Origin of the sequence: Rhodococcus sp. NPDC127527 (assembly GCF_042672245.1) — a bacterium.
In the GTDB taxonomy this organism is placed as follows: domain Bacteria; phylum Actinomycetota; class Actinomycetes; order Mycobacteriales; family Mycobacteriaceae; genus Rhodococcus_G.
This window is the reverse complement of the sequence record NZ_JBHXVP010000004.1, coordinates 46,619-72,213: the sequence shown is the minus strand read 5'-3', so window position 1 is coordinate 72,213 and position 25,595 is coordinate 46,619. Positions and strand designations below refer to the sequence as shown.

Here is a 25,595-nt window from a genome sequence, read left to right as displayed (position 1 = left end):
GGCAAAAACAGGTACCTAGACCGGTAGTTCGGCCGTGGTGCGAATGCGCGATACCCGGCACTGTGATGCAAGTCTCAGATGTCTGTCGCGAAGTCGAGGTTCCGATGCACGAGTTCGATTACGGCCAGTCCCGACCCCATGTCCTGCGCCCGGCGCAGGACATTCGATGGCGGGACGTCCGCGTGGACTCGTCCGAGGTGTCCTACGGCGTCGGCGGGCACGGCCGCCCGGTGGTCTTCCTGCACGGGTGGGGGCTCGCTCCCGGTGCGTACCAGGCGGCACTGCGCAGTCTGGCTCACCGTGGTGTGCGGGTGTACGCCCCGGCCATGCCCGGGTTCGGCGGCACCGCGGAGCTCCCCGAGGGGGAGCGCGATCTGGCCGGCTACGCGCGATGGGTCGGCAGGTTCATCGACTCGGTCGGCATTCGCGGCGCCGTGACGGTGGTCGGCCACTCCTTCGGCGGCGGTGTCGCCGCCCGCGCCGCGCACGACCTGCCCGACCACGTCGATTCCCTGGTTCTCGTGAACGCGGTCGGTGGGGCGCACTGGTCACCCGACGGCGAGGTGCGACCGATCCGGGAGCGGCCGCTGTGGGAGTGGGCCTGGCACCTGCAGGCGACAGCGTTCTCGGCGCGCCCGTTCAAGCAGGTGGTCGGCGCGATCGCCGGTGACGCGCTGCCGAACGTGCTGCGTGATCCGATGGCCGTGTGGCGTGCCGGGCATGTCGCCCGCAAGGCGGACCTGCGGGCCGAACTCGCGCAGCTCGCCGACCGCGGCTTGCCGGTGACCCTGCTGTGGGGGACCGCCGACACCGTCATTCCGCACGTCAGCTTCGAGGCCATGCGGGAAGCGCTCGGCGATCCGCGCGTGGTCACGGTGGCGGGGAACCACTGCTGGTTGATCGGGGATCCGGAGGGGTTCGGCGACGCGATGGTGAGAGTGCTGAGATCGGAACGAGACGCGGTGTCGGCATGACCGCGATGCTCCGGCCGACGACGGTCGACGCCCTGATGATCCGCTGCTGCGAGGACTGCGCGACCATGTTCGCCCCGGACACCTGGGCATGCACGTCCTGCGGATGCGACGAGCTCGACTGGGTGCCGTGCTCGGGCACCGGATCGATCGTCTCGTGGACCCGCATGCAACCCGACGCCGTCCCGCCGGTGACCCGGCCCGGCTGCATGCCGCACACCCACGACGAGCCGGCCACGATCGCGATTGTCGAACTGGACGACGGACCGTGGGTCTACGCCTCGATCGAGGGAACGCTGCCCGACCGCGGCCGGTCGCACGCCCGAGTGGAATTCCGTGGGCACCGCGCCACTGGACGATTCCCCACGTTCTCGCTGGGAAGGAACTGATCCAGCCGCCGCGGGGGCCGGATCAGCTGAATGGCGGTCGACCGTCCATCCGCAGCGACGAGGCGCCGGAGGCTCGCCAGGCCCGGGCGGTGAGATCTCGGTCGGCGTCGGTGACCAGGTTGCCCATCACCCGCACCGCGACCGTCATCAGCGCGCGTGAGCGCATCGCCACCGGGCCGGACGCGGGCAGCACCCGCGGCACGGTGAGCAGGCCCGCGAGCCGTCGGGCGATGGAGAACGCCTGCCCGTACCGCCGCCGCAGCTCCGTCGGCCACAGCTCGGTGAGGTCGGGTTCGTCGAGCGCCGCCGCGACGACGCGGCCGGTTTCGAGTCCGTAGTCGATGCCTTCGCCGTTGAGCGGGTTCACACAGGCCGCGGCGTCGCCGATGATCGCCCAGTTCGGTCCTGCGACGTTCGAGACCGCGCCGCCCATCGGCAGCAGCGCCGACGCCACCGCGCGCACCGGACCGTCCAGCTCCCACTCGGTGCGGCGCTGCTGCGCGTACAGCTCGATGAGCGGTCGCAAGGCGCCGGGCGCCGGTCGCTTCCCGGTGGCCAGGGTGCCGACGCCGAGGTTGACCTCGCCGGTACCCAGCGGGAACACCCAGCCGTAGCCCGATTGCAGCGCGCCCTCGCGGTCCCGCAGTTCCAGATGTGAGGTGATCCATTCGTCGTCGCTGCGGCCGGAGTCGACGTACGCGCGGGCCGCGACGCCGTAGGCAGTGTCGCGGTGCCACTGCCGGCCCAGTTGTCGGCCGAGGGTCGAGCGCACCCCGTCGGCGACGATCAGCCGCTCGCACGAGACGACGCGCGGGCCGTGCGCGGTCTGCAGGGTCACGGAGCGGACGCGGGCGCCGGCGCGGTCGACGTCGACGGCCTTGGCGCCCTGCACCATTCGTGCGCCCGCGGCGATCGCGAGCTGGCGGATCCGGTCGTCGAGTTCGGTACGGGGTACGGCGCTCCCGGTTGCGGGCAGTGACCCGCCGGGCCACGGCAGCTCGAGTTCCTGTCCGAAGCCGGAGAGCCGGAGTCCGCGGTTGGTGGCGCGGCCTGCCAGCCAGTCGCCGAGGCCGAGAAGTTCGAGTTCGGCGATCGCGCGCGGGGTGAGCCCGTCGCCGCAGGTCTTGTCCCGCGGGAAGGTGGCGGCGTCGACGAGCAGCACGTCCCGGCCGGCGCGGGCAGCCCAGGCCGCCGCCGCGGAACCCGCCGGACCTGCGCCGATCACCAGCACGTCGGTCGCTGCGGGCATGACGGGGATGTCGCTGGACGGGATCGTCGACGAGTCTGGGTCGACCTGCGGAGGCACCACCGCAGTATCCTCTCAGGCCGACCCGCGACGGTCGGGGCGGCCCGGGGGAGCGGTCGACCCGATAGGTTCACTACCGTGGCACCAAACGCGGTTGCCGGGTGGCGGATGTCGGGTGCGGGTGCCGGTGTCCCCGAGAGCTGGTATTCCGGAGAACGAAGGATGGGTACTGAGATCGTGAGCACGAGCGAAGCGACGAACACCGTCGTCGCCGGTGTGGATCTGGGCGACCAGGCGCTGGCCGACGTGGTGCGGTCCGGGCTGGCCGACGTGGAGGCGTTGCTGGTCGGTGAGCTGTCCGACGGCGAGGACTTCCTGACCGAGGCGGCCCTGCACCTGGCGAAGGCGGGTGGCAAACGCTTCCGACCCCTGTTCACGGTGCTCACCGCGCAGCTGGGTCCCGATCCGACGGCCGCGGCGGTGACCACGGCCGCGACGGTTGTCGAGCTCACGCACCTCGCGACGCTGTACCACGACGACGTGATGGACGAGGCGTCCATGCGGCGCGGCGCCCCGAGCGCGAACTCCCGGTGGGGTAACAGCGTCGCGATCCTGGCGGGGGACTATCTGTTCGCACACGCGTCCCGGCTGGTCTCGACACTGGGGCCGGAGGCGGTGCAGATCATCGCGGAGACCTTCGCCGAGCTGGTGACCGGCCAGATGCGCGAGACGATCGGCGTCAAGAAGGACCAGGATCCGATCGAGCACTACCTGAAGGTGGTCTGGGAGAAGACGGGTTCGCTGATCGCCGCCTGCGGCCGGTTCGGCGGCACCTTCTCCGGCGCCGCGCCCGAGGACATCGAGCGGCTCGAGCGCCTGGGTGACGCGGTCGGGACGGCGTTCCAGATCTCCGACGACATCATCGACATCTCCTCGGTCGCGGCGCAGTCGGGCAAGACCCCGGGCACCGATCTTCGGGAGGGCGTGCACACCCTGCCGGTGCTGTACGCGCTGCGTGAGGAGGGCCAGGACGCGGACCGGCTCCGGGTGCTGCTGGCCGGACCCGTCACCGACGACGACGAGGTGGCCGAGGCGCTGGCCTTGCTCGAACGCTCGCCCGGAATGGCCGCGGCGAAGGCGAAGCTCGCCGAGTACGCGGACTCCGCCCGCGCCCAGCTCGCGCTGCTGCCGCAGGGGCCCGCCAACGATGCCCTGGCGCGCCTGGTCGAATACACGATCGAGCGGGTCGGCTGACGGTAGCGTTGGTCCCGGCGTGGTGGTGACGCCCCGCGTGTGGGAACGCTGATCGTGGTTTCGTTCGTTCACCTCGTGACTGACTGCGAGAGAAGAGGCGACGGTGCATCGGTACTCGAACGGGCTCAAGACCTTCGGCCTGCTGGTCGGAATGTCGGCGCTCATCGTCTTCATCGGGGCGCTGTTCCGGAATCCGACGATTCTGGTTCTGTCGATCGTGCTGGCGGTCGGCATGAACGCCTACGCGTACTTCAACAGCGACAAGCTGGCGCTCAAGGCGATGCACGCCCAGCCGATCACCGAGGTCGAGGCTCCGGTGATCTACCGGATCGTCCGGGAACTGGCGACCACCGCGCACCAGCCGATGCCCCGGCTGTACATCAGCCCGACCGCGGCGCCCAACGCGTTCGCCACCGGTCGCAACCCGCGCAACGCCGCGGTGTGCTGTACCAGCGGGATCCTGCAGATCCTCGACGAGCGGGAATTGCGCGCGGTGCTGGGGCACGAACTCTCGCACGTCTACAACCGCGACATCCTGATCTCCTCGGTCGCGGGTGCGATGGCCGCGGTGATCTCCGGGCTGGCCAACATGGCGATGTTCGCCGGCATGTTCGGTGGCCGCGGTGACGATCGCCCGAATCCGCTCGCGCTGCTGCTGGTCTCGCTGCTCGGGCCGATCGCCGCGACCGTGGTGAAGATGGCGGTGTCGCGGTCGCGGGAGTACCAGGCCGATCAGTCGGGTGCCGAGCTGAGCGGTGACCCGTTGGCGTTGGCGTCGGCGCTGCGCAAGCTCGAACGGGGTGTGCAGGCGGCGCCGCTGCCGCCGGAGCCGAAGATCGCCGCGCAGTCGCACATGATGATCGCGAATCCGTTCCGCGCCGGCGACAAGATGAGCCGGATGTTCTCGACCCATCCGCCGATGGCCGATCGCATCGCCCGGCTGGAGGATCTGGCCGGCCGCAAGCTGCCCGATTGACGGCCAGCGTGTCGCAAAACAGCCTTACCGGTCGGTAGGCGTAGATTGCCGGTGCCGACGGGGCGAAGTTCCTCGCCGGCACTGACGGTGTGCGACAGGACGGATTGGCTGATGACACGACGAACCAGGGCGGCCGGATCGGCCCTGACCGCGGCGCTGCTGGTGGCGGCCGCGATGACGATCGCCCCCGCCTCGGCGGCCGCGGAAACCCCCGGATTCATCGTGAGCACCCTGCACTTCGACGCCACCGTCGGGCCGGACGGCACCCAACACTGCGACGTCGAGGGTGACCTGTACACGCCTGCCGGGGTGTCTGCCGCCGCGCCCGCGCCTGCGGTGCTCACCACGCACGGGTTCGCGCAGACCAAGGACGCGCTGCGACCGACCGCCGAGTTCCTCGCCGGCAGAGGCTACGTGGTGCTGGCGTACTCGGGCCTCGGCTTCGGCGGGACGGGCTGCAAGGTCAGTCTCGACAGCCCCGACCAGGACGGTCGTGCGGCGCAGGACCTGGTCAGCTTCCTCGGTGGCGCGAACGGGATTGCCTACCGGGACGCCGCGCACACCCAGCCGGTACCGGGCCTGGACTACGTAGTGCACGACGCGGTCGCCCACAACGGCGAGACGCTCGGCAACGATCCCCGGGTCGGCATGGTCGGGGGGTCCTACGGTGGGGCGATTCAGTTCGCCGCCGCCGCCGTCGATCCCCGCATCGACGCGCTGGTGCCGATGATCACCTGGAACGATCTCAGCTACTCGCTGGCGCCCAACTCGGCCGCCGAGGGGGTCAGCTCCGAGGTGCCGGGGGTCGCGAAGACGTCGTGGGCCCTGCTGTTCACCGGAGCGGGTATCTCCGCGCCCGGGGCGGCCGGCTATCAGAAGTACCCGGAACGGGTGCTGCCCTGCCCGAACTTCGTCGATTTCGTCTGCGCCGAGCTGCCGCAGGCGGTGGCGCAGGGCTACCCGAACCCCGCGGCAGCGCAGTACCTGCGTTCGGCATCGGTCGCCTCGTATGCGGACCGGATCAGGATCCCCGTGCTGTTGGTGCAGGGCGAGCAGGACACGCTGTTCAACCTCAACGAGGCCCAGGCCACCTACGACGCCCTCGCCCGCCGGGACGTCCCGGTCAAGATGATCTGGCAGGACGCGGGGCACTCGTCGCCCGGGTTGCTGCGCGGCACGGCGCGGACCCCGGACCCGAACACCCAGTACCCGACCCGGCGTTACCTCGACTGGTTCGACCACTACCTGAAGGGCGCGGCGGTGGACACCGGTCCGACCTTCGCTTACCAGCGGGACTGGGTCCACGACGCCGACAACCCTGCGCGGGCATACGCCTCGGCGCCGAATACCGATGTCGGACAGCCACATTCGCTGTACCTGTCGGATGGTGGTCAGTTGACCGGCGAGCGTGACGCGATTCGTCCCGGGGTGCAGACGCTGGGTACGCCGGCGGGTGGGCTGGTCGCCGGTTCCACCCCGTCGAACATCTCGGTGCCGCCGGGGCCGCGGCCCGAGGACCAGCCGCCGGGCAGCTACGCGAGCTGGACCGGGGCGTCGTTGCCTGCGCCGCTGGACGTCGTGGGCGCACCCAAGGTGAACCTTCAGGTGTCGACGCCGAACCCGGTCACCGGACCGGCCGATGCCGTGGTCCTGTTCGCCAAGCTCTACGACGTGGCGCCGGACGGGGCGGCAACGCTCGTGAACGGCCAGATCGCCCCGGTGCGGGTCCTCGACCCGGCCAAGCCGGTGCAGGTGACGATTCCGGCGATCGTGCACCGGTTCGACGCCGGTCACCGGGTGCGCCTCGTGCTGGCCGGGGGCGACTCGAACTTCCGCGGCGGACTGGTCCCGCACCAGGTGAGCATCGCCGCGGGAGATCCCGCCCAGCGCCTGGTGCTGCCGGTGGTCGCCGAGTGAGCGCCGCATCGGCCTGAGCGGTCCGTGACTGCAACGGCGCCGGGGAGCCCGTCGTGGGCACCCCGGCGCCGTGGTGTCTCGGCCGCTGGCGGTGCGCCTAGCGGTAGTTCACGAACTGCAGGGCGATACCGAAGTCGGAGCCCTTGAGCAGCGCGATCACCGCCTGGAGATCGTCGCGGTTCTTGCTGGTCACCCGCAGTTCCTCGCCCTGGATCTGCGCCTTGACGCTCTTGGGGCCCTCGTCGCGGATCTTCTTCGAGATCTTCTTCGCGTTCTCGCTGGTGATGCCCTGGACCAGGGTGCCGGTGAGCTTGTAGACCTTGCCGGACTGCGCGGGCTCGCCTGCCTCGAAGGCCTTGAGCGAGATGTCCCGGCGGATCAGCTTCTCCTTGAACACCTCCAGCGCGGCGAGCAGGCGCTCCTCGGTGTCCGCAGTCAGCGCGATCGTCTCGTCGCCGGACCACTCGATGCTCGCGCCGGTGTTGCGGAAGTCGAACCGCGTCGACAGCTCCTTGCCGGCCTGGTTCAGCGCGTTGTCGACCTCCTGCCGGTCAACCTTGCTCACCACATCGAAGGACGAATCCGCCACGGCGTCTCCTAGTTCTGCTCGGTGCGCGCGGACCCGTTCCGGCGCTCGAGAACCCACGATAACCACACGGTTTGCATTTACCCGCCCCGGTCGAGGTATTCTGCTTTCCGCACCAGGGAACGTTCCGGGAGCGTCGGCGACGGCGGTTCGGATCCACTCTGGATGACACCAGGCAGGTTGCCCGAGCGGCCAATGGGAGCGGACTGTAAATCCGTCGGCTTATGCCTACGTAGGTTCGAATCCTACACCTGCCACACCTGGGTCCCGGTGAGCTCGCGCTCGCTGGGATCCGGTGGTTAGACAGTCGAAAACGGGTCCTGACCTCGCGGTTTGGAACTCCGGACCGAGACTGTGTAACCTCTTGGAGGCTTCAACGCACGAACGAAGTGCGCGGAAGCACGCCCCCTTAGCTCAGTCGGCAGAGCGTTTCCATGGTAAGGAAAAGGTCAACGGTTCGATTCCGTTAGGGGGCTCGCTGGATTGGGTGCCTATTAGACTGGCATCGATGCACCGAGGCGGTGTAGCTCAGTTGGTAGAGCAAACGACTCATAATCGTTGTGTCGCCGGTTCAAGTCCGGCCATCGCTACACAAGTGACACATGGTTTCACAGAAGTACATGGCAACACACCCTGATTGACCCCGATCAGATTCACCCGAAAGAAGGCATACCGTGGCCTCGACTGACGTTCGACCCAAGATCACCTTGGCCTGCGAGGTATGCAAGCACCGGAACTACATCACCAAGAAGAACCGGCGCAACGATCCCGATCGCCTCGAGATCAAGAAGTTCTGCCCGAACTGCGGAACTCACCAGGCGCATCGCGAATCCAAGTAGTCTCAGTCGCGTGCCCCGCAGTCTTCATCGCGGGGCACGCGTATTTTTTTTGGTGTGACGCACGCTCGATGGTGTCCGGAGCAGGTTTCCATGACCGACGACCGCACCTCAACTGCTGCGTCCAGTGCAGATAGGGTTCCTCTTCGGTGAAACTGACAGCTGACATCGTTGGCCTGCATCACAGGTTCAGCGATTACTACGAGGTCGGTCGCGAGAAGGTGCGCGAGTACGCGCGGGCGGTCAAGAACGACGACCTCGCCTTTCGTGACGAGGCCGCCGCGCAGGAGCTCGGGTACGACACCCTGATCGCCCCGCTGACGTTCATCTCGGTGTTCGGCTTCCTCGCTCAGGAAGAGTTCTTCAACACCCTGAACGTGGAGCTGGACCTCAGTCGGATCCTGCACACCGATCAGCGTCTGGTCTTTCACCGTCCGATGAAGGTCGGCGACCGTCTCTACTGCGATGTCTTCGTCGATTCGCTGCGGGTGATGGGCGGTAGCGACATCATCGTCACCCGCAACGACATCACCGATCAGAACGGCGAGCTGGTGCTCACCACCTACACCACACTGATGGGCCGACACGCCGAGGAGGGCGAGTGATGGCGCTGCGCGCTTTCGGCGAGATCGCCGAGGGTCAGGAACTCCCGGAGAAGACGGTCCGCCTGACCCGGTCCGACCTGGTGCAGTACGCGGGCGTGGCCGGCGACCCGAACCCGATCCACTGGGACGACGCCGTGGCGCAAGGGGTGGGTCTGCCGACGGCGGTCGCGCATGGCATGCTGACCATGGGAATCGGCGCCGGCTACATCACCGGATGGGTGGGTGACCCGGGCGCCGTTCTCGAGTACAACGTCCGCTTCACCAGCCCGGTTGCCGTTCCGAACGACACCAAGGGCACCGCGATCGTGCTGACCGGTAAGGTTAGGTCGGTCGACAGCGAGAACCGCACTGCGGTGATCGCCATCGTCGCCAAGGTGGACGAGAAGAAGATCTTCGGACGGGCCACCGCTACCGTCCGATTCGGCTGACTTCCAGCCGATTGGGAATGCAAGACCACCGTGCAGTACACTGAGATTTCTGCGATAACTCAGCGCTGCGCGCTGCCCTGGGGTGCCGGTTCATGGCCGATCGGGGTGGCGCGCGTGTTGTGTGGTCACAGATTGGTCGACTGGTTCGGGTCCTGAGGACTCGGACGCGACGGTCGACCAGAGGGGCGTAGCTCAACTGGCAGAGCAGCGGTCTCCAAAACCGCAGGTTGCAGGTTCAAGTCCTGTCGCCCCTGCCCCGGATGCCAGCGACTGAGAGGAACGACGGTGAGCGAGGATCGCGGAAACGCCGGCAACGCGGCGGGGTCCTCGGGCTCCGACGACATCGTTGACGACGCAAGTACCGTCGCTTCGGATTCCTCTCGGCCGACCGGCAAGCGTCCGGGACGTCGTACCCGCGCCAACGGCGCGGATGCCGACACCTCCGCCGCGACCACGGTCGCCGCCACCGCCGGAGCGCCGGCCGTGGCCAAGCCCGGTAAGAAGGCCAAGGCCGACAAGCCGCGCAAGGAGAACTTCTTCAAGCGTCTGCGGAAATTCCTGCGCGAGGTGATCGCCGAGCTCCGCAAGGTGATCTGGCCGAACCGCAAGCAGATGATCACCTACACGACCGTGGTCCTGGTCTTCGTCGCCTTCATGGTGGCGTTCATCAGTGGACTGGACCTGGCGTTCATCAAGGGCGTCAGCTGGTTGTTCGGCTGAAACCGGACACCGAAATGCGATGAGAGGAAGCGAGTGCGCCAGTGAGCACCCCCGAGAACGACGCAATTGAGGCTGCAGCGCAGGAGCATGTTGCCGATGACGCGGTCGCTGTGGAGTCCGCTGACGGCGTGATCGCCGACGAGGCCGACGAGCTGGCGGAAGCCGAGCTCGCGGACGTCGAGGCCGGCGAGGCCGAGGTTTCCGCCGACGAGGCCGTTGCCGACGAGGTCGTCGACCCGGTCGCCGAGATGAAGGCTGCGCTCCGTCGCGCCCCCGGTGACTGGTACGTCATCCACTCCTACGCCGGCTACGAGAACAAGGTGAAGGCCAACCTCGAGACCCGCGTCCAGAACCTCGACGTCGGTGACTACATCTTCCAGGTGGAGGTTCCCACCGAAGAGGTCACCGAGATCAAGAACGGCCAGCGCAAGCAGGTCAATCGCAAGGTTCTGCCCGGGTACATCCTGGTTCGCATGGAGCTCAACGACGAGTCGTGGGGCGCGGTGCGCAACACGCCTGGCGTCACCGGGTTCGTCGGCGCCACCTCGCGCCCGTCGCCGCTGACCATCAACGAGGTCGTCAAGTTCCTGATGCCGCAGGAGGGCGCGAAGAAGCCCGCCGCCGCGGCATCGGTCGCCGCGGGCGAGACCGCCGCCGGCGAGACCGCCGCGAAGCCGCTCATCGAGGTGGACTTCGAGGTCGGCGAGTCGGTCACCGTCATGGACGGTCCGTTCGCCACGCTGCCCGCCAGCATCAGCGAGGTCAACGCGGAGCAGCAGAAGCTCAAGGTGCTGGTCTCGATCTTCGGTCGCGAGACCCCGGTCGAGCTCTCGTTCAACCAGGTCTCGAAGATCTAGCGCCCCACACACTTGCACCGCAGCAAGAAACACACACCGCAAGAAATTAGGAACGAAGATGCCCCCCAAGAAGAAGAAGCTCGCCGGGCTCATCAAGCTCCAGATCCAGGCCGGTCAGGCTAACCCTGCCCCGCCCGTGGGTCCCGCGCTTGGTCAGCACGGCGTGAACATCATGGAGTTCTGCAAGGCCTACAACGCCGCGACCGAGTCGCAGCGCGGCAATGTGATCCCCGTGGAGATCTCCGTCTACGAGGACCGGACCTTCGACTTCAAGTTGAAGACCCCTCCGGCCGCCAAGCTGCTGCTCAAGGCCGCTGGCGTGCAGAAGGGCTCCGGCGAGCCGCACAAGACCAAGGTCGCGTCCGTGACCATGGACCAGGTGCGCGAGATCGCGAAGACCAAGGCCGAGGACCTCAACGCCAACGACATCGAGCAGGCCGCGAAGATCATCGCCGGCACCGCCCGCTCCATGGGCATCACGGTCGAAGGTTAAGAAGCACACAGCACGCGTGGGAGGGCCGGCCAGGCCCGCAACCACAACTGAACCATTCACCGCTGCAGGTACACACACTGTGGTGAGAAGTTAGGACAGAAGAAATGGCAAAGCGCAGCAAGGCGTACCTCGCCGCCGCTGAGAAGGTCGACCAGAGCAAGCTCTACAGCCCGCTGCAGGCTGCGAAGCTCGCCAAGGAGACCGCCTCCACGAAGATGGACGCGACCGTCGAGGTCGCCGTTCGGCTCGGCGTCGATCCCCGCAAGGCGGACCAGATGGTCCGTGGCACCGTCAACCTCCCGCACGGCACCGGCAAGACCGCCCGTGTGATCGTGTTCGCGGTCGGCGAGAAGGCCGCCGAGGCCGAGGCCGCCGGTGCGGACGCGGTCGGTGCCGAGGATCTGATCGAGCGCATCCAGGGCGGTTGGCTGGACTTCGACGCCGCGATCGCCACCCCGGATCAGATGGCCAAGGTCGGCCGCATCGCCCGTGTCCTCGGACCGCGTGGCCTGATGCCGAACCCGAAGACCGGCACCGTCACCGCTGACGTCGCCAAGGCCGTCACCGAGATCAAGGGCGGCAAGATCAACTTCCGCGTCGACAAGCAGGCCAACCTGCACTTCGTGATCGGCAAGGCGTCCTTCGACGACGCCCAGCTGGTGGAGAACTACGGCGCCGCGCTGGACGAGATCCTGCGTGCGAAGCCGTCCTCCGCCAAGGGCCGCTACGTCAAGAAGGTCACGGTTGCGACCACCACCGGACCGGGCATCCCGGTGGATCCGAACCGCACCCGCAACCTCCTCGAGGATGCTGCAGAGTAAGACAGTTCGAAAAGAAGGCCGGTACGGTTCTCCGTACCGGCCTTCTTCGTGTCCGTGGTCCCTACTCCTCGCTGTCTGCCTCGTCCGTCCGCCAGGCCAGCAGGACGGAGTCGCCGCCGGACGGAGCCCAGGGCAGGAATACCGCAACGACGAGCGCGCACACGAGCACCGCGCCCGCGGCCACGAGGGACGCGGTGTGCGAGCCGTGCAGCACCGTCGTCTTCATTGCGGTGATCAGGTGCTCACGCTGCGGTTCGAGGATCGCCGGGATTTCCCGCTTTCGGATCTCGAGCACGCTGAGCACCGTCGCGCGGGCGAAGCCCTTCTCGTCCTCGTTCATGAAGCTGTCGGGCACGCGGTTGACGACGGGCGCGATGGTGCTCGCGTAGTACGAGGCGACAATGGATCCGAGCACCGCGACGCCGAGGGTGCCGCCGATCTCGCGGGTCGTGTCGTTGACCGCCGAGCCCGCGCCTGCCTCGTCGAGGGGGAGCGAGGACATGATGGACTCCGTGGCCGGACCCTGCACGATGGCGAGGCCGAGTGCCATCGAGACCATCGAGGGCAGCACGCCGGTGAGGTAGGAGCTGTCGACGGTGACCTGCCCGCCGAGGTAGAGGCCGAGTCCGGTGAGCAGCAGCCCGAACACGATGACAGCGGCGGTGCCGACCCGCTGCGCGAGCAGGGTGGCGATCGGTGCGCCGACCGCCACCGAGACCGCGAACGGCAGCGAGGCGACGCCGAACTCGAACGGGGTGTACTCGCGCACACCCTGGAAGTACTGGGTGATCAGGAACAGGAACCCGAACATCGAGAAGTAGGCGATCGCGATCGCGAGCGCGGGCAGGGAGAAGCGGCGGTTGCGGAAGAGCGTCATGTCCAGGATCGGCGTCGGGGTGCGCAGTTCCCAGAGCACGAAGGCGACCAGCAGTGCCGCCGCGACCGCGATGCCGCCGAGGGTGGTGGCGGAGGTCCACCCGTGCTCGGGGGCTTCGATGATCGACCAGACCAGCAGGGTGATGCCCGCGATCGACAGTCCGATCCCGAGGGGGTCGAGGCGGCCGACCGACGAGGCCTTCGACTCGGGAACCAGGGCGAGGGTGGCGACGACCGCGACGGCGGCGACGGGGACATTGATCCAGAACACCGAATGCCAGGAGAAGTGCTCGAGCAGCCAGCCACCGGACATCGGTCCGATCGCGATCGCGAAGCCGGCCATCGCCGTCCAGGCCGCGATGGCCAACGCGCGCTCGCGGACGTCGGTGAAGATGTTGATGATCAGCGCCAGCGTGGCGGGAAAGACGGCGGCGGCGAACACGCCCATCGCGGCGCGCGCGGCGATCACCTGGCCGAGGGTCTCGGCGTTGGCGCCGGCCACGGACATCACACCGACCCCGACGAGGCCGATCACCATCACCCGGCGCCGTCCGTAGCGGTCGCCGAGGTTGCCGCAGGCCAGCAGCAGTCCGGCGAACGTCAGGGTGTAGGCGTCGACGACCCACTGCAATCCGCTGACGCCGGTGTGCAGGTCCACGCCGATGGACGGCAGCGCGACGTTGACGATGGTGTTGTCGAGGACGACGAGGAGTTCGGCCAGGCAGATGACGGCGAGGGCGGCGAACCGGCGCGAGCGTGAGCCGAGGAGCCCGGTCGGGGCTTCGAGTGTGGACGTCATGAGTCGACAATAGAACTATGTGTTACGGCATATAACAGCTAAATTGTCGACACTCTCGTCGACTGCATCACCTTCCGACTGTCGATGTGACGCGCATCTCGCCGGAGGTGCGGGGCTGCGGGGGGCGTTTTGGCGTTCACCTGCGGAGTCCGGTACTGTCTCGGAAAGAGTTCGACTTGTTTCGAGTTCACCCCAAAGAAGTTCTACCCAAGACCGTTGGTCACCGACGTTGGAAACAGCATCGGTTGAAGGTTCGGGACATGCCCGGCGGCCCACGCAGGAGGACGAGGTAGGGGAGATGTGCGTCCGGCGAGAGCTGGCGCGGACCTCCTCGTGTACGCCCCGTGTGCCCTGCACCGGGGCGTTTTGCATGTTGTGGCCACGTCCGCAGGGCGGACCAACACGATGTCACGAGAGGAGGCGAAGTATGGCAAAGCCCGAAAAGGTCTCCGCGGTTTCGGAGATCACTGAGCAGTTCAAGGGTTCGACCGCCGCTGTCATCACGGAATACCGTGGTCTGTCGGTGACGAGTCTGACGCAGCTGCGTCGTGCGCTCGGAGCAGGCGCTACCTACTCCGTCGCCAAGAACACCCTGGTCAAGCGCGCCGCCGCAGAGGCGGGCGTCGAGGGCCTTGACGACCTGTTCGTCGGACCGACCGCCATTGCATTCATCAAGGGCGAGCCGGTCGACGCCGCGAAGGCCATCAAGGCTTTCGCGAAGGACAACAAGGCGCTCGTCATCAAGGGCGGCTACATGGACGGCAACGCGCTGTCCGTGGACGAGGTCAACAAGATTGCGGACCTCGAGTCCCGCGAGATCTTGCTGGCCAAGCTCGCCGGCGCTATGAAGGGCAACTTGGCAAAGGCCGCTGGCCTGTTCAATGCCCCGGCATCGCAGGTGGCCCGTCTGGCCGCCGCGCTGCAGGAGAAGAAGGCCGCGGAAGGTTCCGCAGCCGAAAGCTGATCCGCACGAGGCCGCGTCCACCTCAGGGTGGACGCACCGAGGTCTTGCGTATCACGTAACACACCCCTCCCACTTCGTCGCGGATCAGCGACATGGGACTTACAGGAAGGACCGCCATCATGGCGAAGCTCACCACCGAAGAGTTGCTGGACCAGTTCAAGGAGCTCACCCTCCTCGAGCTCTCGGAGTTCGTGAAGGCGTTCGAGGAGACCTTCGAGGTCACCGCCGCTGCTCCGGTCGCCGTTGCCGCCGCCGGTGCCCCGGCCGCCGCCGCCGAGGCTGCTGAGGAGCAGGACGAGTTCGACGTCGTCCTCGAGTCGGCCGGCGACAAGAAGATCCAGGTCATCAAGGTCGTCCGTGAGGTCGTCGCCGGCCTGGGCCTGAAGGAGGCCAAGGACCTCGTCGAGGGTGCGCCGAAGGCCATCCTGGAGAAGGTTGCCAAGGACGCGGCCGACGCCGCCAAGGAGAAGCTCGAGGCTGCCGGAGCCACCATCTCCGTCAAGTAAGACTCCTCGTGTAACGCCTCGGCGTCACGATCGAAAAGAGGGTTGCTCCCCCGTGTGGGGAGCAGCCCTCTTTTTCGCGTTTCCGGGGCTTTCGTTCGGACGAACGACCAGCTGAAGAATGTCCACTTTGCGCAGGTCGGGGGCGTGGTTCGGGGGTTCTCGGGATGCTCTTGCGTTATGTACTTACTCGTGAGTAGCATCGTGGGTCACAGGTACCACATCGATGCGATAGAGTGACCCAACCCACAACAGGGGTCGGTGTATCGAACAGCGTGGAGGTTTGCGGTGGGAGTAGAGGTAGCGGTCGAGGGACTCACCAAGTCTTTCGGCTCTCAGAAGATCTGGCAGGACGTCACGTTGACGCTCCCGGCCGGCGAGGTCAGTGCCCTTCTCGGGCCTTCGGGAACCGGCAAGTCGGTGTTTCTGAAGTCGCTGATCGGCCTTCTCCGGCCCGAGCAGGGGTCGATCGTGATCGACGGCACCGACATCCTTCAGTGCTCGTCCAAGGAGCTCTACGAGATCCGGCAGATGTTCGGCGTCCTCTTCCAGGACGGTGCGCTGTTCGGTTCGATGAACCTCTACGACAATGTGGCGTTCCCGCTGCGTGAGCACACCAAGAAGTCCGAGTCCGACATCCGCAAGATCGTGATGGAGAAGCTCGAGCTCAACGGCCTCATCGGTGCCGAGAACAAACTTCCCGGCGAGATCTCCGGCGGTATGCGCAAGCGCGCCGGACTGGCCCGCGCGCTGGTGCTCGACCCCGAGATCATCCTCGTCGACGAGCCGGACTCCGGCCTCGACCCGGTACGCACCACGTACCTCAGCCAGCTGCTGATCGACATCAACGCGCAGATCGACGCGACGATCCTGATCGTGACGCACAACATCAACCTTGCCCGCACCGTGCCGGACAACCTGGGCATGCTCTTCCGTAAGCAGCTGGTGATGTTCGGCCCCCGCGAGGTCCTGCTCACCAGCGAGGAGCCGGTGGTCAAGCAGTTCCTCAACGGCAGCAAGATCGGCCCCATCGGCATGTCCGAGGAGAAGGACGACTCGCAGATGGCCGCCGAGCTGGCGATGAAGGAGGCCGGCCACCACGACGGTTCGCAGGAGGTCTCCGGCGTGGTCCCGCAGATGCAGGCGACCCCCGGCATGCCGGTGCGTCAGGCGGTCGGACGTCGGCAGGCCCGCGTGCGTTCGATCCTGCACACCCTTCCCCCGGAGGCGCAGCAGCCCATCCTGGAGAGCCTCGGCGACGACCAGGCGACCCAGGTGATTCCCGTGTACCACGACTCCGGTGCCGAGTCGTCCTCGTGGAGTCACGGGTAGTCCGCGCGAATGGGGGGTTCGAAGAGTTCGCTGCTCAGTCCCGTTTCAGCAGCGTTGACCCAGGCCGGCCTGATCGTCCAGCTTTTCGTCGACGTCGTCCGGAATCTGTTCCGTAAGCCGTTCCAGTTCCGCGAGTTCATCGAGCAGGCCTGGTTCATCGCGAGCGTCACCATCCTGCCGACCGCACTCGTCGCCATCCCGTTCGGCGCCGTCGTGTCGCTGCAGACGGGTTCGCTGATCAAGCAGCTCGGGGCGGAGTCGTTCACCGGTGCCGCGAGCGTCCTCGCGGTGATCCAGCAGGGCAGTCCGATCGTGACCGCCCTGCTGATCGCAGGAGCGGCGGGCTCGGCGGTCACCGCAGACCTCGGCTCCCGGACGATCCGCGAGGAGATCGACGCGATGGAGGTGCTGGGCATCAACCCGGTCCAGCGCCTGGTCGTGCCCCGCGTGCTGGCCATGGTGCTGGTCGCCCTCCTCCTCAACGGACTGGTGTCGGTCGTCGGTATCGCCGGCGGGTACTTCTTCAACGTGATCCTCCAGGGCGGCACCCCCGGCGCCTACCTGTCCTCGTTCTCCGCGCTGGCGCAGCTGCCCGACCTCTACATCGCCGAGGCGAAGGCCGCGATCTTCGGTGTCATCGCCGGCGTCGTGGCCGCCTACAAGGGCCTGCACCCGAACCCGGGTCCCAAGGGCGTCGGCGAGGCCGTGAACCAGACCGTCGTCATCACGTTCCTGCTGCTCTTCTTCGCGAACCTGATCCTGACCATGGTGTACCTGCAGATCGTTCCGGCGAAGGGGGCTTGACCGAATGACCATCTCGAAGGGGCACGGTGACCGCGCCCTGATGCGGGCGCGCAAGGTGGGTCGCGCGCCGCTGAACGTGCTCGACCGGGCGGGCGACCAGATGTCGTTCTACGCCCGGGCGATCGCGTGGATCCCGCGGACCGTCACGCACTACGGCCGCGAGGTGCTCAGGCTGCTCGCCGAGGTCACCTTCGGTAGCGGCGCGCTCGCCGTGATCGGCGGCACCATCGGCGTCATCGTGATGATGTCGGGCTTCACCGGTGTCGTCGTCGGACTGCAGGGCTACGCGGCGCTCGACCAGCTCGGCAGCTCGGTCCTCACCGGCTTCCTCTCCGCGTACGTCAACACCCGCGAGATCGCGCCCATCGTCGCGGGTCTGGCCCTGTCGGCGACGGTCGGCTGTGGTTTCACCGCCCAGCTCGGTGCCATGCGGATCTCGGAAGAGATCGACGCGCTCGAGGTGATGGCGGTGCCCAGCGTGCCCTTCCTGGTCACCACGCGCATGATCGCCGGGTTCATCGCGGTCATCCCGCTCTACATCGTGGGCCTGCTGGCCTCGTACTTCGCGTCGCGGATCATCAGCACGCTGTTCAACGGACAGTCGAGCGGCTCCTACGACCACTACTTCAACCTGTTCCTGCCGCCGGCCGACGTGTTGTGGTCGTTCGGCAAGGTGCTGGTCTTCGCCTTCGTGCTGATCATGATCCACTGCTATTACGGCTACAACGCCCACGGTGGCCCCGCCGGCGTCGGCGTGGCCGTGGGCCGGGCGGTCCGCACGGCGATCGTCACCATCGCCGTGCTCGACTTCTTCCTCAGCCTCGCGATCTGGGGAACCACGACCACAGTGAGGGTTGCTGGATGAGCGACACAGCTTCGGTCGTGCGCCGGCGGGTGCTCGGCCTGGTCTTCTTTCTCGTGCTCGCACTGTTCGTCGCGTTCACGATCGGCATGTACAACAAGTCCTTCAAGAAGGTCGTCAACGTCAACCTCGTCACCGACACGGTCGGCAACTCGCTGCCCGACCACGCGGATGTCAAGGTCCGCGGCCTGATCGTCGGTGAGGTCCGGTCCGCATCCACGTCGAACGGCAAGGTCACCTCGGTGCTGGCCATCGACCCGGACAAGGCCGAGCTGATCCCGGCCAACGCCACCGCGCGGCTGCTTCCGAAGACGCTGTTCGGTGAGCGCTACGTGTCGCTGATCGTGCCGCCGGGCGACACCACGACGCCGATCACCAACGGCGACACGCTGTACCAGGACGCGAGCGGCAACGCCATCGAGGTCGGCGAACTGCTCGACGGACTGCTCCCGCTGCTGCAGGCGGTCCCGCCGCAGGACCTCGCGAACACCCTCGGCGCGCTGAACCAGGCGCTGACCGGGCGCGGCGACGAGATCGGCGTGAGCCTGGAACGGCTCGAGACCATCTTCGCCGGCGTGAACACCGAGATGCCGAACCTGCGCCAGGGCCTGAAGGGGCTTGCGGACTTCTCGCAGACCTACGCCGACGCCGCACCGGAGCTGGTGAACGCGCTGGACAACCTGCGCACCACCGGCGCGACGGTGGTCGAGCAGCAGAACCAGATCCGCACCCTGATCTCGACGGCCACCGGCACCGCCGGCACCACGGCCGACTTCCTCGAGGTGAACAAGAACTCGCTGATCACCATCGCGAACGACTCCACCGAGACGCTCGAGGTGCTCGCCAACGCATCGCCGACGTTCGGGTGCACGTTCGCCCAGTTCGTCCCGATCGTCAAGAGCGCCAGCGACATTCTCGGCCTCAACGCGGACGGCAGCCTCAAGGACCATCCGGGCGCGCGGGCGGCGACGGTGTTCGTCAACCCGAAGGGCCGCTACCTGCCGAACCAGGACGAGCCGCGGCTCTTCGACACCCGCGGGGCCAAGTGCTACACCCCGGCGGCGCCGGGGGAGAAGTTCGGCCAGTACCCCGGCGGCTCCTACAACGACGGTTCGCTCCAGGTGCCGACCCGCAACCCGGGTCCCGCCTACGTGCCCGCGCCGGAGCGTCCGCAGTACTCGCCGGTCCCGACCGCTGCGGGCGCACAGAACACCCCTGCCAGCTACACCGGCTCGACACTCGAACAGGACACACTGGCCGTGATCTACGGGGCAGGGACCGGCACGTTGCCGGAGAACGTTCCAGGCTGGACGACACTGTTGGGCGCACCGGCACTGCGGGGGGCGGAGGTGAGCGTCAAGTGAAGCAGCAGCTTCGCGGCCTCGCCGCACCGTTGACCAAGCTCATCATCTTCGCCGTCGTCACCATCGTGGCCACCGCCATGCTCGCGTTCACCATCGCGAACACCAGTGGCGGCGGGGGCACCAAGTTCAACGCGGTGTTCTCCGACGTCGCCTCGCTCAACAAGGGCGACGAGGTTCGCATCGCGGGCGTTCGGGTCGGCCAGGTCGACAAGATCGCGATCGTCAACGACCGCGAGGCGGAGGTGCAGTTCTCGCTCACCGACCGGACCTGGCTGCCCGCGAGCTCCACCGCGACGATTCGGTACCGGAACCTGGTCGGTCAGCGCTACATCGCGCTGGAGCAGGGCCAGGGCCAGCAGGGCATGAAGATGACCGAGGGCGAGACGATCCCGCTCGACCACACCAAGCCGGCGGTCAATCTGACCACCCTGTTCAACGGCTTCCGGCCGCTGTTCCAGACGCTGAGCGCCGACGACGTGAACAAGCTGTCCTTCCAGATCATCCAGGTTTTCCAGGGCGAGGGCGGTTCCATCGCGGAGCTGGTGCGCAACACCGCGTCGCTGACCAACACCATCGCCGACAAGGACAAGGTCATCGGCGACGTGATCAACAACCTCAACGGCATCCTCACCACCGTGAACAAGCACGACGACCAGCTGAGCTCGCTGATCGTCAACACCCAGCAGTTGGTCACCGGCCTCGCCAACGACCGCGGCGTGCTGGGCAGCGCGGTGACCTCGCTCGCCGATCTCGCCGACACCACCGCTGGGCTGCTCGAGCCGACGCGGCCGTCCATCCAGGGTTCGGTGTCCGCGCTCAACACCCTCGCGGGCACGCTGAACGCGCAGAGCGACCAGGTGAACAAGATTCTCGAGACCCTGCCGGTCAAGCTCGACAAGCTGAGCCGGATCGCCAGCTACGGCTCGTGGTTCCAGTTCTACCTGTGCGGCATCGACGTCGTGGCAGGCCCCGGCGAGTCGAAGCACCTGAACCTGCCGACCGGGCTGCCGACCGTGAACCAGCCGCTCTACACCAACTCCGCACCGCGGTGCTCGGCGAACGGAGCAGGCCAGTGACGCAACGACGCAGCCCCGCAACGATCGGCGCGCTCGGCATCGTCGTGGTGCTGCTCGCCACCATGTCGGCCTTCTTCCTGGAGGACCTGCCGCTGATCGGGGCCGGTGCCACCTACCGAGCCGAGTTCAGCGAGGCGGCGGGCCTCAAGCCGAACAACGAGGTCCGCATCGCGGGCGTGAAGGTCGGCAAGGTCACGAACGTCTCGCTCGAGGGGGACAGGGTCGAGGTCGCCTTCAAGGTGAAGGACGCCTGGGTCGGCGATCAGACCACGGCGTCGATCCAGATCAAGACGATCCTCGGGCAGAAGTACCTGTCCCTGGACCCGCGCGGTTCGTCCTCGCTGCGCGCCAGTGACCCGATTCCGCTGGACCGCACCACCTCGCCGTACGACGTGATCGACGCGTTCTCGACCGCGGCGACCACACTGAGCGAGATCGACACCCCGGAGCTGGCGAAGAGCATGGAGACGCTCTCGGAGGCCTTCTCGGGTACCCCCGCGGACGTGCGGGCCTCGCTCGACGGTGTCTCGCGGCTGTCGAAGACCATCGAGAGCCGAGACGTGGAGCTCGACAAGCTGTTCGCGGCGACGTCGAAGACCTCCAAGGTGCTCGCCGACCGCAACGCCGAGTTCACCCAGCTGATCGGCAGCGCCGGGCTGTTGCTCGGCGAGCTCAACGACCGCCAGCAGTCGATCTCGAAGCTGCTCGCCGGAACTCAGCGGCTGTCGCAGCAGCTGACCGGGCTGGTCAAGGACAACGAGGCGCAGATCGGTCCCGCGCTGGAGCAGCTTCGCGGCGTGGTGCAGATCCTGCAGGACAACAACGCGAACCTGGACAAGGCGATCAAGTTGTACGCACCGTTCACCCGTCTGTACGCGAACATCGTCGGCAACGGCCGCTGGTTCGACCAGGTCGTCGTCAACCTGACGCCGCCCGCGCTCCCGCTCATCCCGGGATACCGCGATCCGGTGCGCACGCTGGGGGGTAGCTGATGACCGGCGTGAGCTCGGGTAAGAAGACGCGGTTCACCCGCGGCCAGATCATCGCCACGGCGTTGGTGCTGGTGGCTGCGCTGCTCCTGGCCTTCGGCGGCTGGTGGCTGTTCGCCCGTGCCGGCACCACCAAGATCACCGCGTACTTCGACAAGTCGGTCGGTATCTACTCGGGCTCGGACGTGCGGGTGCTCGGCGTGAAGGTCGGCTCGGTCACCGATGTCGAGCCGCAGGGAGACCAGGTCAAGGTGCAGATGCGCGTCGACCGCGGTGTGGACATCCCGGCCGACGCCAAGGCCGCGCAGATCACGCCCTCGGTGGTCTCGGACCGGTACATCCAGCTCGCCCCGGCCTACAGTGGCGGCGACGTGATGGCCTCCGGCGCGACCATCCCTCGTGAGCGCACCGCGACTCCGGTCGAGGTGGACCAGCTGTACTCGAGCATCGAGGGACTCTCCGAGGCTCTGGGCCCCAACGGCGCGAACAAGGACGGTGCGCTGTCCGATCTCGTCGACACGGCGTCGAAGAACCTCGACGGCAACGGCGAGGCGCTCGGGACCACGATCACCGAGCTGTCCAAGGCCGCGGCCACCCTCAACTACTACCGCGGGGACCTCTTCGACACGGTCAAGAACCTGCAGACCTTCGTCAGCGCGCTCGCCGCGAACGACGTCCAGGTGCGCCAGTTCAACAGCCAGCTCGCGGACTTGAGTGGGTTCCTCTCCGGCGAGCGCCAGAATCTCGGCGCCGCCCTGAACCAGCTGTCGTTCGCGCTCGGCGACGTGGCCAACTTCGTCCGTGACAACAAGGACCTGGTGGCCAGCAACGCCGAGGGCCTCGTGCAGGTCACGCAGACCCTCGCCGACAACCGCCAGGACCTGGTCGACTCGTTGACCACCCTGCCGGTGGCGATCAGCAACGTCGTCAACTCCTACGACGCCGAGTCCGGCACCCTGGCCTCGCGGGTGAACCTGCCCGAGACCCAGGATCCGTTCGGCACCCTGTGCAAGCTGATGGATCTGGGCAAGCTGATGCCGGGCGACCCGAAGTTCGACGCGCTCGGACGGCAGATGCGGCCGGTGCTCGACAACTGCAAGGCGATCATGGATCAGGTCACCGCCGGCGTGAAGACGCCGACCCTGAACCTGCCGTTCGGCATCCTCAGCGGTGACAACCTGCAGCGTCCGTCGCAGCCGGGCACCGTTCCCGGCGCTGTGTCGCCACGGCTCGGCAACTCGCAGGCGCCGGGTCTCAGCGAACAGAACATCCCCCGGGGTGGGCAGTGAAACGGGGTGGGAATGACTCCGTGTGGGCAGTGAAACGGGGGCGGGTAGTGAGACGGGAGTGGACAGTGAAGCGCTCGATGGCCATCGGCGCCGGTGTCTGCGTGATCACACTGGTCGCCACCGGCTGCGGTTCCCAGGGCATCTACAGCATCCCGCTGCCGGGCGGGGCAGCGATCGGTGACAACCCGATGCATCTGACGGTGCAGTTCGACGACGTGCTGGACCTGGTGCCGCAATCCACCGTCAAGGTCGACGGGGTGCCCGTCGGCCGCGTGGAGAACATCGGTGTGCCCACCGACGGCTGGACCGCGAACGTGGACGTCGTGGTGGACAGCTCCGTCAACCTGCCCGCGAACGCCCTCGCGAGCGTGCAGCAGACCAGCCTGCTCGGCGAGAAGTTCATCGAGCTCAAGGCGCCTGCGGCCAACCCGACGGTGGCGCGACTGTCGGACGGCGCGACGATTCCGGTGGACCGGACCCGGCACGCCACCGACATCGAGCAGGTGCTCGGCGCGCTCTCGCTGCTGCTCAACGGTGGCGGCGTCGCCCAGTTGCAGCCGATCATCCACGAGCTGACCCAGGTCTTCGACGGTCGCGAGCAGAAGGTGCGCGCGCTGCTCGACCAGGCCAACACGCTCGTCGACGGGCTCAATCAGCAGCGCGACGACATCACCCGTGCGCTGGACGGCCTCGACGCGCTCAGCGGCCGGGTGGTCGAGCAGACCGGGCAGATCGACAAGATTCTGGCCGAGATCCCGCCCGCGGTGCAGGTGCTCAACGAGCAGCGCCCGCAGTTCGTGCAGATGCTCGGCCAGCTCGATCGGCTCGGTCAGGTCGGCACGGACGTGCTCACCAAGTCGAAGGACAGCCTGATCACGGACCTGCGGGCGCTGCGGCCGACCCTGCAGGCGCTGGCGGACTCGGGCAACGACCTGGTCACCGTGCTGCCGCTGATCCCGACCTTCCCGTTCCCGGACGGAGCGGAGAAGGTCATCCACGGCAACTCGATGAACCTCTTCCTGTCGCTGGACATGCGGATCGGCCAGCAGCTCGACGCCCTCGGCGTCGGACAGCCGGACCCGCAGTACGTCCCGACGCCGCCGGGCTACGGCGGCTACGTGCCGAAGATCGACCCGTCCAACCCGTACTACAACGGGAACGGTCCGCGACCGGGATGGCCGACGGTCTCGCTGCTGCCGCTGCCCCCGATCGTGCCTGCGCCCGCGCCGCCGCCGGGCGCGCCGGTGGCGCCCGGCACCGAGCCGGTCAAGGGCAAGAAGGACGAGGCTCCGCAGAACCCGCTGAGCGGGCTCCTCGACAAGCTGGGGGTGGGTGGCCGATGAGGTCACGGTTGGTTCGCATACAGCTGGTCGCGTTCGTGCTGGTCGCGATCGTCGGGCTGCTGTACGTCGGCGCGAAGTACGTCCGACTGGACAACCTGCTCGGTTTCGGCCAGTACACGGTCAAGGCCGACTTCGCCGACTCCGGTGGCATCTTCACCAACGCCGAGGTCACCTACCGCGGCGTTCCGGTCGGCACGGTCGGTGACCTGCACCTGACCAGCGACGGCGTGCAGGTGGACCTGAAGCTCAAGAACGGTGCTCCGCAGGTCCCCGCCTCGGCCAAGGCCGTCGTCGCCAACAGGTCCGCGATCGGTGAGCAGTACGTGGATCTGCAGCCGACCAGCGACGAGGGCCCGTTCCTCGCGGACGGTTCGCTGATCACGCGGCCGAACACGGTCATTCCGGTGCCGGTGGAGCAGGTGCTCGCGAGCACCAACTCGCTGGTGCGGTCGGTGCCGCTCGATGCGCTCAACACCACGGTCACCGAGCTCGGCAAGGCGTTCGACGGCAAGGGCGACGACCTCCAGAAGCTGGTCGACTCGGTGAACTCGTTCACCCAGACCGGCATCGAGAACCTGCCGCAGACGCTGAAGCTGATCCACGACAGCCGGACCGTGCTCGACACGCAGTCCGAGCAGTCGTCGTCGATCAGGCAGTTCAGCTCCGATCTGAACCTGATCTCGGCGCAGCTCAAGGCCAACGACCCCGACATCCGCCGGCTGATCGCGACCGGGACGGCCGCGAGCGACCAGGTCGGTTCGCTGATCAGCACCGCCGGTCCCGCATTGACCACGGACCTGACGAACCTGTCGTTGCTCACGCAGACGCTCGGCCCGCGCAGTATCGCGCTGAACGCCCTCCTGATGTTCCTGCCGGGTCTGGCCGCGGGTGCGAGTACCGCCGCTCCCGGTGACGGAACGCTGCACCAGGGTCTGCTCCTCGAGACGAACAACCCGCCGCCCTGCACCCAGGGTTACGAGGGGACGTACCAGATCCTCGACCAGATGAAGAAGGAGAACCCGAACTTCGATCCCACCCGCGACGAGTTCCCGCTCAACACGAAGGCGAACTGCACCACGCCGCTGGGCAGCGTCACGGGTGTGCGCAGTGCGAATCGGGTTGTGTACGCGGATCCGCAGACGCCGCAGCCGTGGGACAACAAGCCGAAGAAGGCCCCGGAGACGTTGAACCTCAATCCGATCGCGACCCAGCTCGCGACCCTGCTCGGGGTGACCCCGAAGTAGGTGGGGGAAGTCATTTCCCGAGGCTCCGCTCGAGTCGGCTCGACGGACCAG

General features: G+C 67.3%; 26 protein-coding genes and 4 tRNA genes. 27 read left to right on the top strand and 3 right to left on the bottom strand.

The window, feature by feature from the left end; all coding sequences use genetic code 11:
* Nucleotides 1–104 precede the first annotated feature (104 nt).
* Nucleotides 105–974 carry an alpha/beta fold hydrolase gene (locus ACFVH2_RS08910; RefSeq protein ID WP_378421626.1) on the top strand — a complete coding sequence of 290 codons (870 nt, stop codon included), beginning with the start codon at nucleotides 105–107 and terminating at the stop codon, nucleotides 972–974.
* Nucleotides 971–1,360 carry a Zn-ribbon domain-containing OB-fold protein gene (locus ACFVH2_RS08905; RefSeq protein ID WP_378421624.1) on the top strand — a complete coding sequence of 130 codons (390 nt, stop codon included), beginning with the start codon at nucleotides 971–973 and terminating at the stop codon, nucleotides 1,358–1,360. Before ACFVH2_RS08910 ends, ACFVH2_RS08905 begins: the two co-directional genes overlap by 4 nt.
* Nucleotides 1,361–1,382: 22 nt before the next feature.
* On the opposite strand, the gene ACFVH2_RS08900 is transcribed toward ACFVH2_RS08905, so the two are convergent.
* Nucleotides 1,383–2,609 carry a geranylgeranyl reductase family protein gene (locus ACFVH2_RS08900; protein ID WP_378422173.1) on the bottom strand — a complete coding sequence of 409 codons (1,227 nt, stop codon included), beginning with the start codon at nucleotides 2,607–2,609 and terminating at the stop codon, nucleotides 1,383–1,385.
* Between the two features lie 219 nt (nucleotides 2,610–2,828).
* Between ACFVH2_RS08900 and ACFVH2_RS08895 the strand changes: the two genes are divergently transcribed.
* From ACFVH2_RS08895 to ACFVH2_RS08885, 3 genes are all read left to right on the top strand, one after another.
* The gene (locus tag ACFVH2_RS08895; RefSeq protein ID WP_378421622.1) at nucleotides 2,829–3,860 is read left to right on the top strand and encodes a polyprenyl synthetase family protein; all 1,032 of its coding nucleotides are present in this window, start codon (nucleotides 2,829–2,831) and stop codon (nucleotides 3,858–3,860) included.
* Between the two features lie 103 nt (nucleotides 3,861–3,963).
* Nucleotides 3,964–4,836 carry a zinc metalloprotease HtpX gene (gene htpX, locus ACFVH2_RS08890; protein WP_378421620.1) on the top strand — a complete coding sequence of 291 codons (873 nt, stop codon included), beginning with the start codon at nucleotides 3,964–3,966 and terminating at the stop codon, nucleotides 4,834–4,836.
* Nucleotides 4,837–4,947: 111 nt separating this feature from the next.
* Nucleotides 4,948–6,753, top strand: coding sequence for a CocE/NonD family hydrolase (locus ACFVH2_RS08885; protein WP_378421618.1), 1,806 nt, complete (start codon nucleotides 4,948–4,950; stop codon nucleotides 6,751–6,753).
* Nucleotides 6,754–6,850: 97 nt separating this feature from the next.
* Here the strand turns inward: ACFVH2_RS08885 and ACFVH2_RS08880 are convergent, their stop codons facing one another.
* On the bottom strand, nucleotides 6,851–7,342 hold the full coding sequence (locus tag ACFVH2_RS08880; RefSeq protein WP_378421616.1) for a YajQ family cyclic di-GMP-binding protein: 492 nt from the start codon (nucleotides 7,340–7,342) through the stop codon (nucleotides 6,851–6,853).
* A gap of 171 nt (nucleotides 7,343–7,513) precedes the next feature.
* Here ACFVH2_RS08880 and ACFVH2_RS08875 point away from each other — a divergent pair.
* From ACFVH2_RS08875 to rplA, 11 genes are all read left to right on the top strand, one after another.
* Nucleotides 7,514–7,596 (top strand) — tRNA-Tyr (locus ACFVH2_RS08875).
* Between the two features lie 146 nt (nucleotides 7,597–7,742).
* Nucleotides 7,743–7,815, top strand: a tRNA-Thr gene (locus ACFVH2_RS08870).
* Nucleotides 7,816–7,856: 41 nt separating this feature from the next.
* Nucleotides 7,857–7,929: transfer RNA gene (locus ACFVH2_RS08865), tRNA-Met, on the top strand.
* 84 nt (nucleotides 7,930–8,013) lie between these two features.
* Complete coding sequence (gene rpmG, locus ACFVH2_RS08860; protein ID WP_142099888.1) at nucleotides 8,014–8,178, top strand: 50S ribosomal protein L33; 165 nt, start codon at nucleotides 8,014–8,016, stop codon at nucleotides 8,176–8,178.
* 146 nt (nucleotides 8,179–8,324) lie between these two features.
* A complete protein-coding gene (hadA, locus tag ACFVH2_RS08855) occupies nucleotides 8,325–8,780 on the top strand; it encodes a (3R)-hydroxyacyl-ACP dehydratase subunit HadA (protein ID WP_378421614.1) in 456 nt (151 codons plus the stop codon).
* Nucleotides 8,780–9,208, top strand: coding sequence for a (3R)-hydroxyacyl-ACP dehydratase subunit HadB (gene hadB / locus ACFVH2_RS08850; protein WP_378421612.1), 429 nt, complete (start codon nucleotides 8,780–8,782; stop codon nucleotides 9,206–9,208). The genes hadA and hadB overlap by 1 nt, the downstream gene beginning before the upstream one ends.
* 181 nt (nucleotides 9,209–9,389) lie before the next feature.
* Nucleotides 9,390–9,462, top strand: a tRNA-Trp gene (locus ACFVH2_RS08845).
* Between the two features lie 31 nt (nucleotides 9,463–9,493).
* Nucleotides 9,494–9,928, top strand: a complete 435-nt coding sequence (secE, locus tag ACFVH2_RS08840) for a preprotein translocase subunit SecE (protein ID WP_378421610.1) — start codon at nucleotides 9,494–9,496, stop codon at nucleotides 9,926–9,928.
* A gap of 41 nt (nucleotides 9,929–9,969) precedes the next feature.
* Nucleotides 9,970–10,785 (top strand): transcription termination/antitermination protein NusG, encoded by an 816-nt coding sequence (nusG, locus tag ACFVH2_RS08835; RefSeq protein ID WP_378421608.1) that lies wholly within the window; start codon nucleotides 9,970–9,972, stop codon nucleotides 10,783–10,785.
* Nucleotides 10,786–10,843: 58 nt separating this feature from the next.
* Nucleotides 10,844–11,278, top strand: a complete 435-nt coding sequence (gene rplK, locus ACFVH2_RS08830; protein ID WP_378421606.1) for a 50S ribosomal protein L11 — start codon at nucleotides 10,844–10,846, stop codon at nucleotides 11,276–11,278.
* A gap of 104 nt (nucleotides 11,279–11,382) precedes the next feature.
* Nucleotides 11,383–12,099 carry a 50S ribosomal protein L1 gene (gene rplA, locus ACFVH2_RS08825; RefSeq protein WP_142099900.1) on the top strand — a complete coding sequence of 239 codons (717 nt, stop codon included), beginning with the start codon at nucleotides 11,383–11,385 and terminating at the stop codon, nucleotides 12,097–12,099.
* A 61-nt stretch (nucleotides 12,100–12,160) separates the two neighbouring features.
* Here the strand turns inward: rplA and ACFVH2_RS08820 are convergent, their stop codons facing one another.
* Nucleotides 12,161–13,774: an MFS transporter gene (locus tag ACFVH2_RS08820; RefSeq protein ID WP_378421604.1), complete on the bottom strand. Its 1,614-nt coding sequence runs from the start codon at nucleotides 13,772–13,774 to the stop codon at nucleotides 12,161–12,163.
* A gap of 427 nt (nucleotides 13,775–14,201) precedes the next feature.
* Here ACFVH2_RS08820 and rplJ point away from each other — a divergent pair, with 427 nt between their 5' ends.
* From rplJ to ACFVH2_RS08765, 11 genes are all read left to right on the top strand, one after another.
* Complete coding sequence (gene rplJ, locus ACFVH2_RS08815) at nucleotides 14,202–14,738, top strand: 50S ribosomal protein L10 (RefSeq protein ID WP_378421603.1); 537 nt, start codon at nucleotides 14,202–14,204, stop codon at nucleotides 14,736–14,738.
* Nucleotides 14,739–14,857: 119 nt separating this feature from the next.
* Complete coding sequence (gene rplL / locus ACFVH2_RS08810; protein ID WP_378421601.1) at nucleotides 14,858–15,244, top strand: 50S ribosomal protein L7/L12; 387 nt, start codon at nucleotides 14,858–14,860, stop codon at nucleotides 15,242–15,244.
* 285 nt (nucleotides 15,245–15,529) lie between these two features.
* On the top strand, nucleotides 15,530–16,573 hold the full coding sequence (locus tag ACFVH2_RS08805) for an ABC transporter ATP-binding protein (protein WP_378421599.1): 1,044 nt from the start codon (nucleotides 15,530–15,532) through the stop codon (nucleotides 16,571–16,573).
* Between the two features lie 9 nt (nucleotides 16,574–16,582).
* On the top strand, nucleotides 16,583–17,377 hold the full coding sequence (locus tag ACFVH2_RS08800; protein ID WP_378421597.1) for an MlaE family ABC transporter permease: 795 nt from the start codon (nucleotides 16,583–16,585) through the stop codon (nucleotides 17,375–17,377).
* Nucleotides 17,378–17,381: 4 nt separating this feature from the next.
* Nucleotides 17,382–18,242, top strand: coding sequence for an MlaE family ABC transporter permease (locus ACFVH2_RS08795; RefSeq protein ID WP_378421596.1), 861 nt, complete (start codon nucleotides 17,382–17,384; stop codon nucleotides 18,240–18,242).
* Entirely contained in the window at nucleotides 18,239–19,603 is a 1,365-nt protein-coding gene (locus tag ACFVH2_RS08790) for an MCE family protein (protein WP_378421594.1), read from the top strand. Before ACFVH2_RS08795 ends, ACFVH2_RS08790 begins: the two co-directional genes overlap by 4 nt.
* Entirely contained in the window at nucleotides 19,600–20,679 is a 1,080-nt protein-coding gene (locus ACFVH2_RS08785; protein WP_378421592.1) for an MCE family protein, read from the top strand. Before ACFVH2_RS08790 ends, ACFVH2_RS08785 begins: the two co-directional genes overlap by 4 nt.
* On the top strand, nucleotides 20,676–21,671 hold the full coding sequence (locus ACFVH2_RS08780; RefSeq protein ID WP_378421590.1) for an MCE family protein: 996 nt from the start codon (nucleotides 20,676–20,678) through the stop codon (nucleotides 21,669–21,671). Before ACFVH2_RS08785 ends, ACFVH2_RS08780 begins: the two co-directional genes overlap by 4 nt.
* Nucleotides 21,671–22,957, top strand: coding sequence for an MCE family protein (locus ACFVH2_RS08775; RefSeq protein ID WP_378421589.1), 1,287 nt, complete (start codon nucleotides 21,671–21,673; stop codon nucleotides 22,955–22,957). The genes ACFVH2_RS08780 and ACFVH2_RS08775 overlap by 1 nt, the downstream gene beginning before the upstream one ends.
* Nucleotides 22,958–23,022: 65 nt before the next feature.
* Nucleotides 23,023–24,300 (top strand): MCE family protein, encoded by a 1,278-nt coding sequence (locus tag ACFVH2_RS08770; RefSeq protein ID WP_378421587.1) that lies wholly within the window; start codon nucleotides 23,023–23,025, stop codon nucleotides 24,298–24,300.
* Nucleotides 24,297–25,544: an MCE family protein gene (locus ACFVH2_RS08765; RefSeq protein WP_378421585.1), complete on the top strand. Its 1,248-nt coding sequence runs from the start codon at nucleotides 24,297–24,299 to the stop codon at nucleotides 25,542–25,544. The genes ACFVH2_RS08770 and ACFVH2_RS08765 overlap by 4 nt, the downstream gene beginning before the upstream one ends.
* Nucleotides 25,545–25,595: the final 51 nt, after the last annotated feature.

What these genes read in the sequence shown, in the direction of transcription:
- ACFVH2_RS08790 (WP_378421594.1), top strand. Translation starts at nt 18,239, where the DNA reads ATGAGCGACACAGCTTCGGTCGTGCGCCGGCGGGTGCTCGGCCTGGTC.
- ACFVH2_RS08900 (WP_378422173.1), bottom strand. Translation starts at nt 2,609, where the DNA reads ATGCCCGCAGCGACCGACGTGCTGGTGATCGGCGCAGGTCCGGCGGGT.
- ACFVH2_RS08895 (WP_378421622.1), top strand. Translation starts at nt 2,829, where the DNA reads ATGGGTACTGAGATCGTGAGCACGAGCGAAGCGACGAACACCGTCGTC.
- ACFVH2_RS08910 (WP_378421626.1), top strand. Translation starts at nt 105, where the DNA reads ATGCACGAGTTCGATTACGGCCAGTCCCGACCCCATGTCCTGCGCCCG.
- ACFVH2_RS08800 (WP_378421597.1), top strand. Translation starts at nt 16,583, where the DNA reads ATGGGGGGTTCGAAGAGTTCGCTGCTCAGTCCCGTTTCAGCAGCGTTG.
- ACFVH2_RS08885 (WP_378421618.1), top strand. Translation starts at nt 4,948, where the DNA reads ATGACACGACGAACCAGGGCGGCCGGATCGGCCCTGACCGCGGCGCTG.
- rplK (WP_378421606.1), top strand. Translation starts at nt 10,844, where the DNA reads ATGCCCCCCAAGAAGAAGAAGCTCGCCGGGCTCATCAAGCTCCAGATC.
- ACFVH2_RS08775 (WP_378421589.1), top strand. Translation starts at nt 21,671, where the DNA reads ATGACCGGCGTGAGCTCGGGTAAGAAGACGCGGTTCACCCGCGGCCAG.
- ACFVH2_RS08795 (WP_378421596.1), top strand. Translation starts at nt 17,382, where the DNA reads ATGACCATCTCGAAGGGGCACGGTGACCGCGCCCTGATGCGGGCGCGC.
- rplL (WP_378421601.1), top strand. Translation starts at nt 14,858, where the DNA reads ATGGCGAAGCTCACCACCGAAGAGTTGCTGGACCAGTTCAAGGAGCTC.
- hadB (WP_378421612.1), top strand. Translation starts at nt 8,780, where the DNA reads ATGGCGCTGCGCGCTTTCGGCGAGATCGCCGAGGGTCAGGAACTCCCG.
- ACFVH2_RS08765 (WP_378421585.1), top strand. Translation starts at nt 24,297, where the DNA reads ATGAGGTCACGGTTGGTTCGCATACAGCTGGTCGCGTTCGTGCTGGTC.
- rplA (WP_142099900.1), top strand. Translation starts at nt 11,383, where the DNA reads ATGGCAAAGCGCAGCAAGGCGTACCTCGCCGCCGCTGAGAAGGTCGAC.
- rplJ (WP_378421603.1), top strand. Translation starts at nt 14,202, where the DNA reads ATGGCAAAGCCCGAAAAGGTCTCCGCGGTTTCGGAGATCACTGAGCAG.
- ACFVH2_RS08905 (WP_378421624.1), top strand. Translation starts at nt 971, where the DNA reads ATGACCGCGATGCTCCGGCCGACGACGGTCGACGCCCTGATGATCCGC.
- ACFVH2_RS08820 (WP_378421604.1), bottom strand. Translation starts at nt 13,774, where the DNA reads ATGACGTCCACACTCGAAGCCCCGACCGGGCTCCTCGGCTCACGCTCG.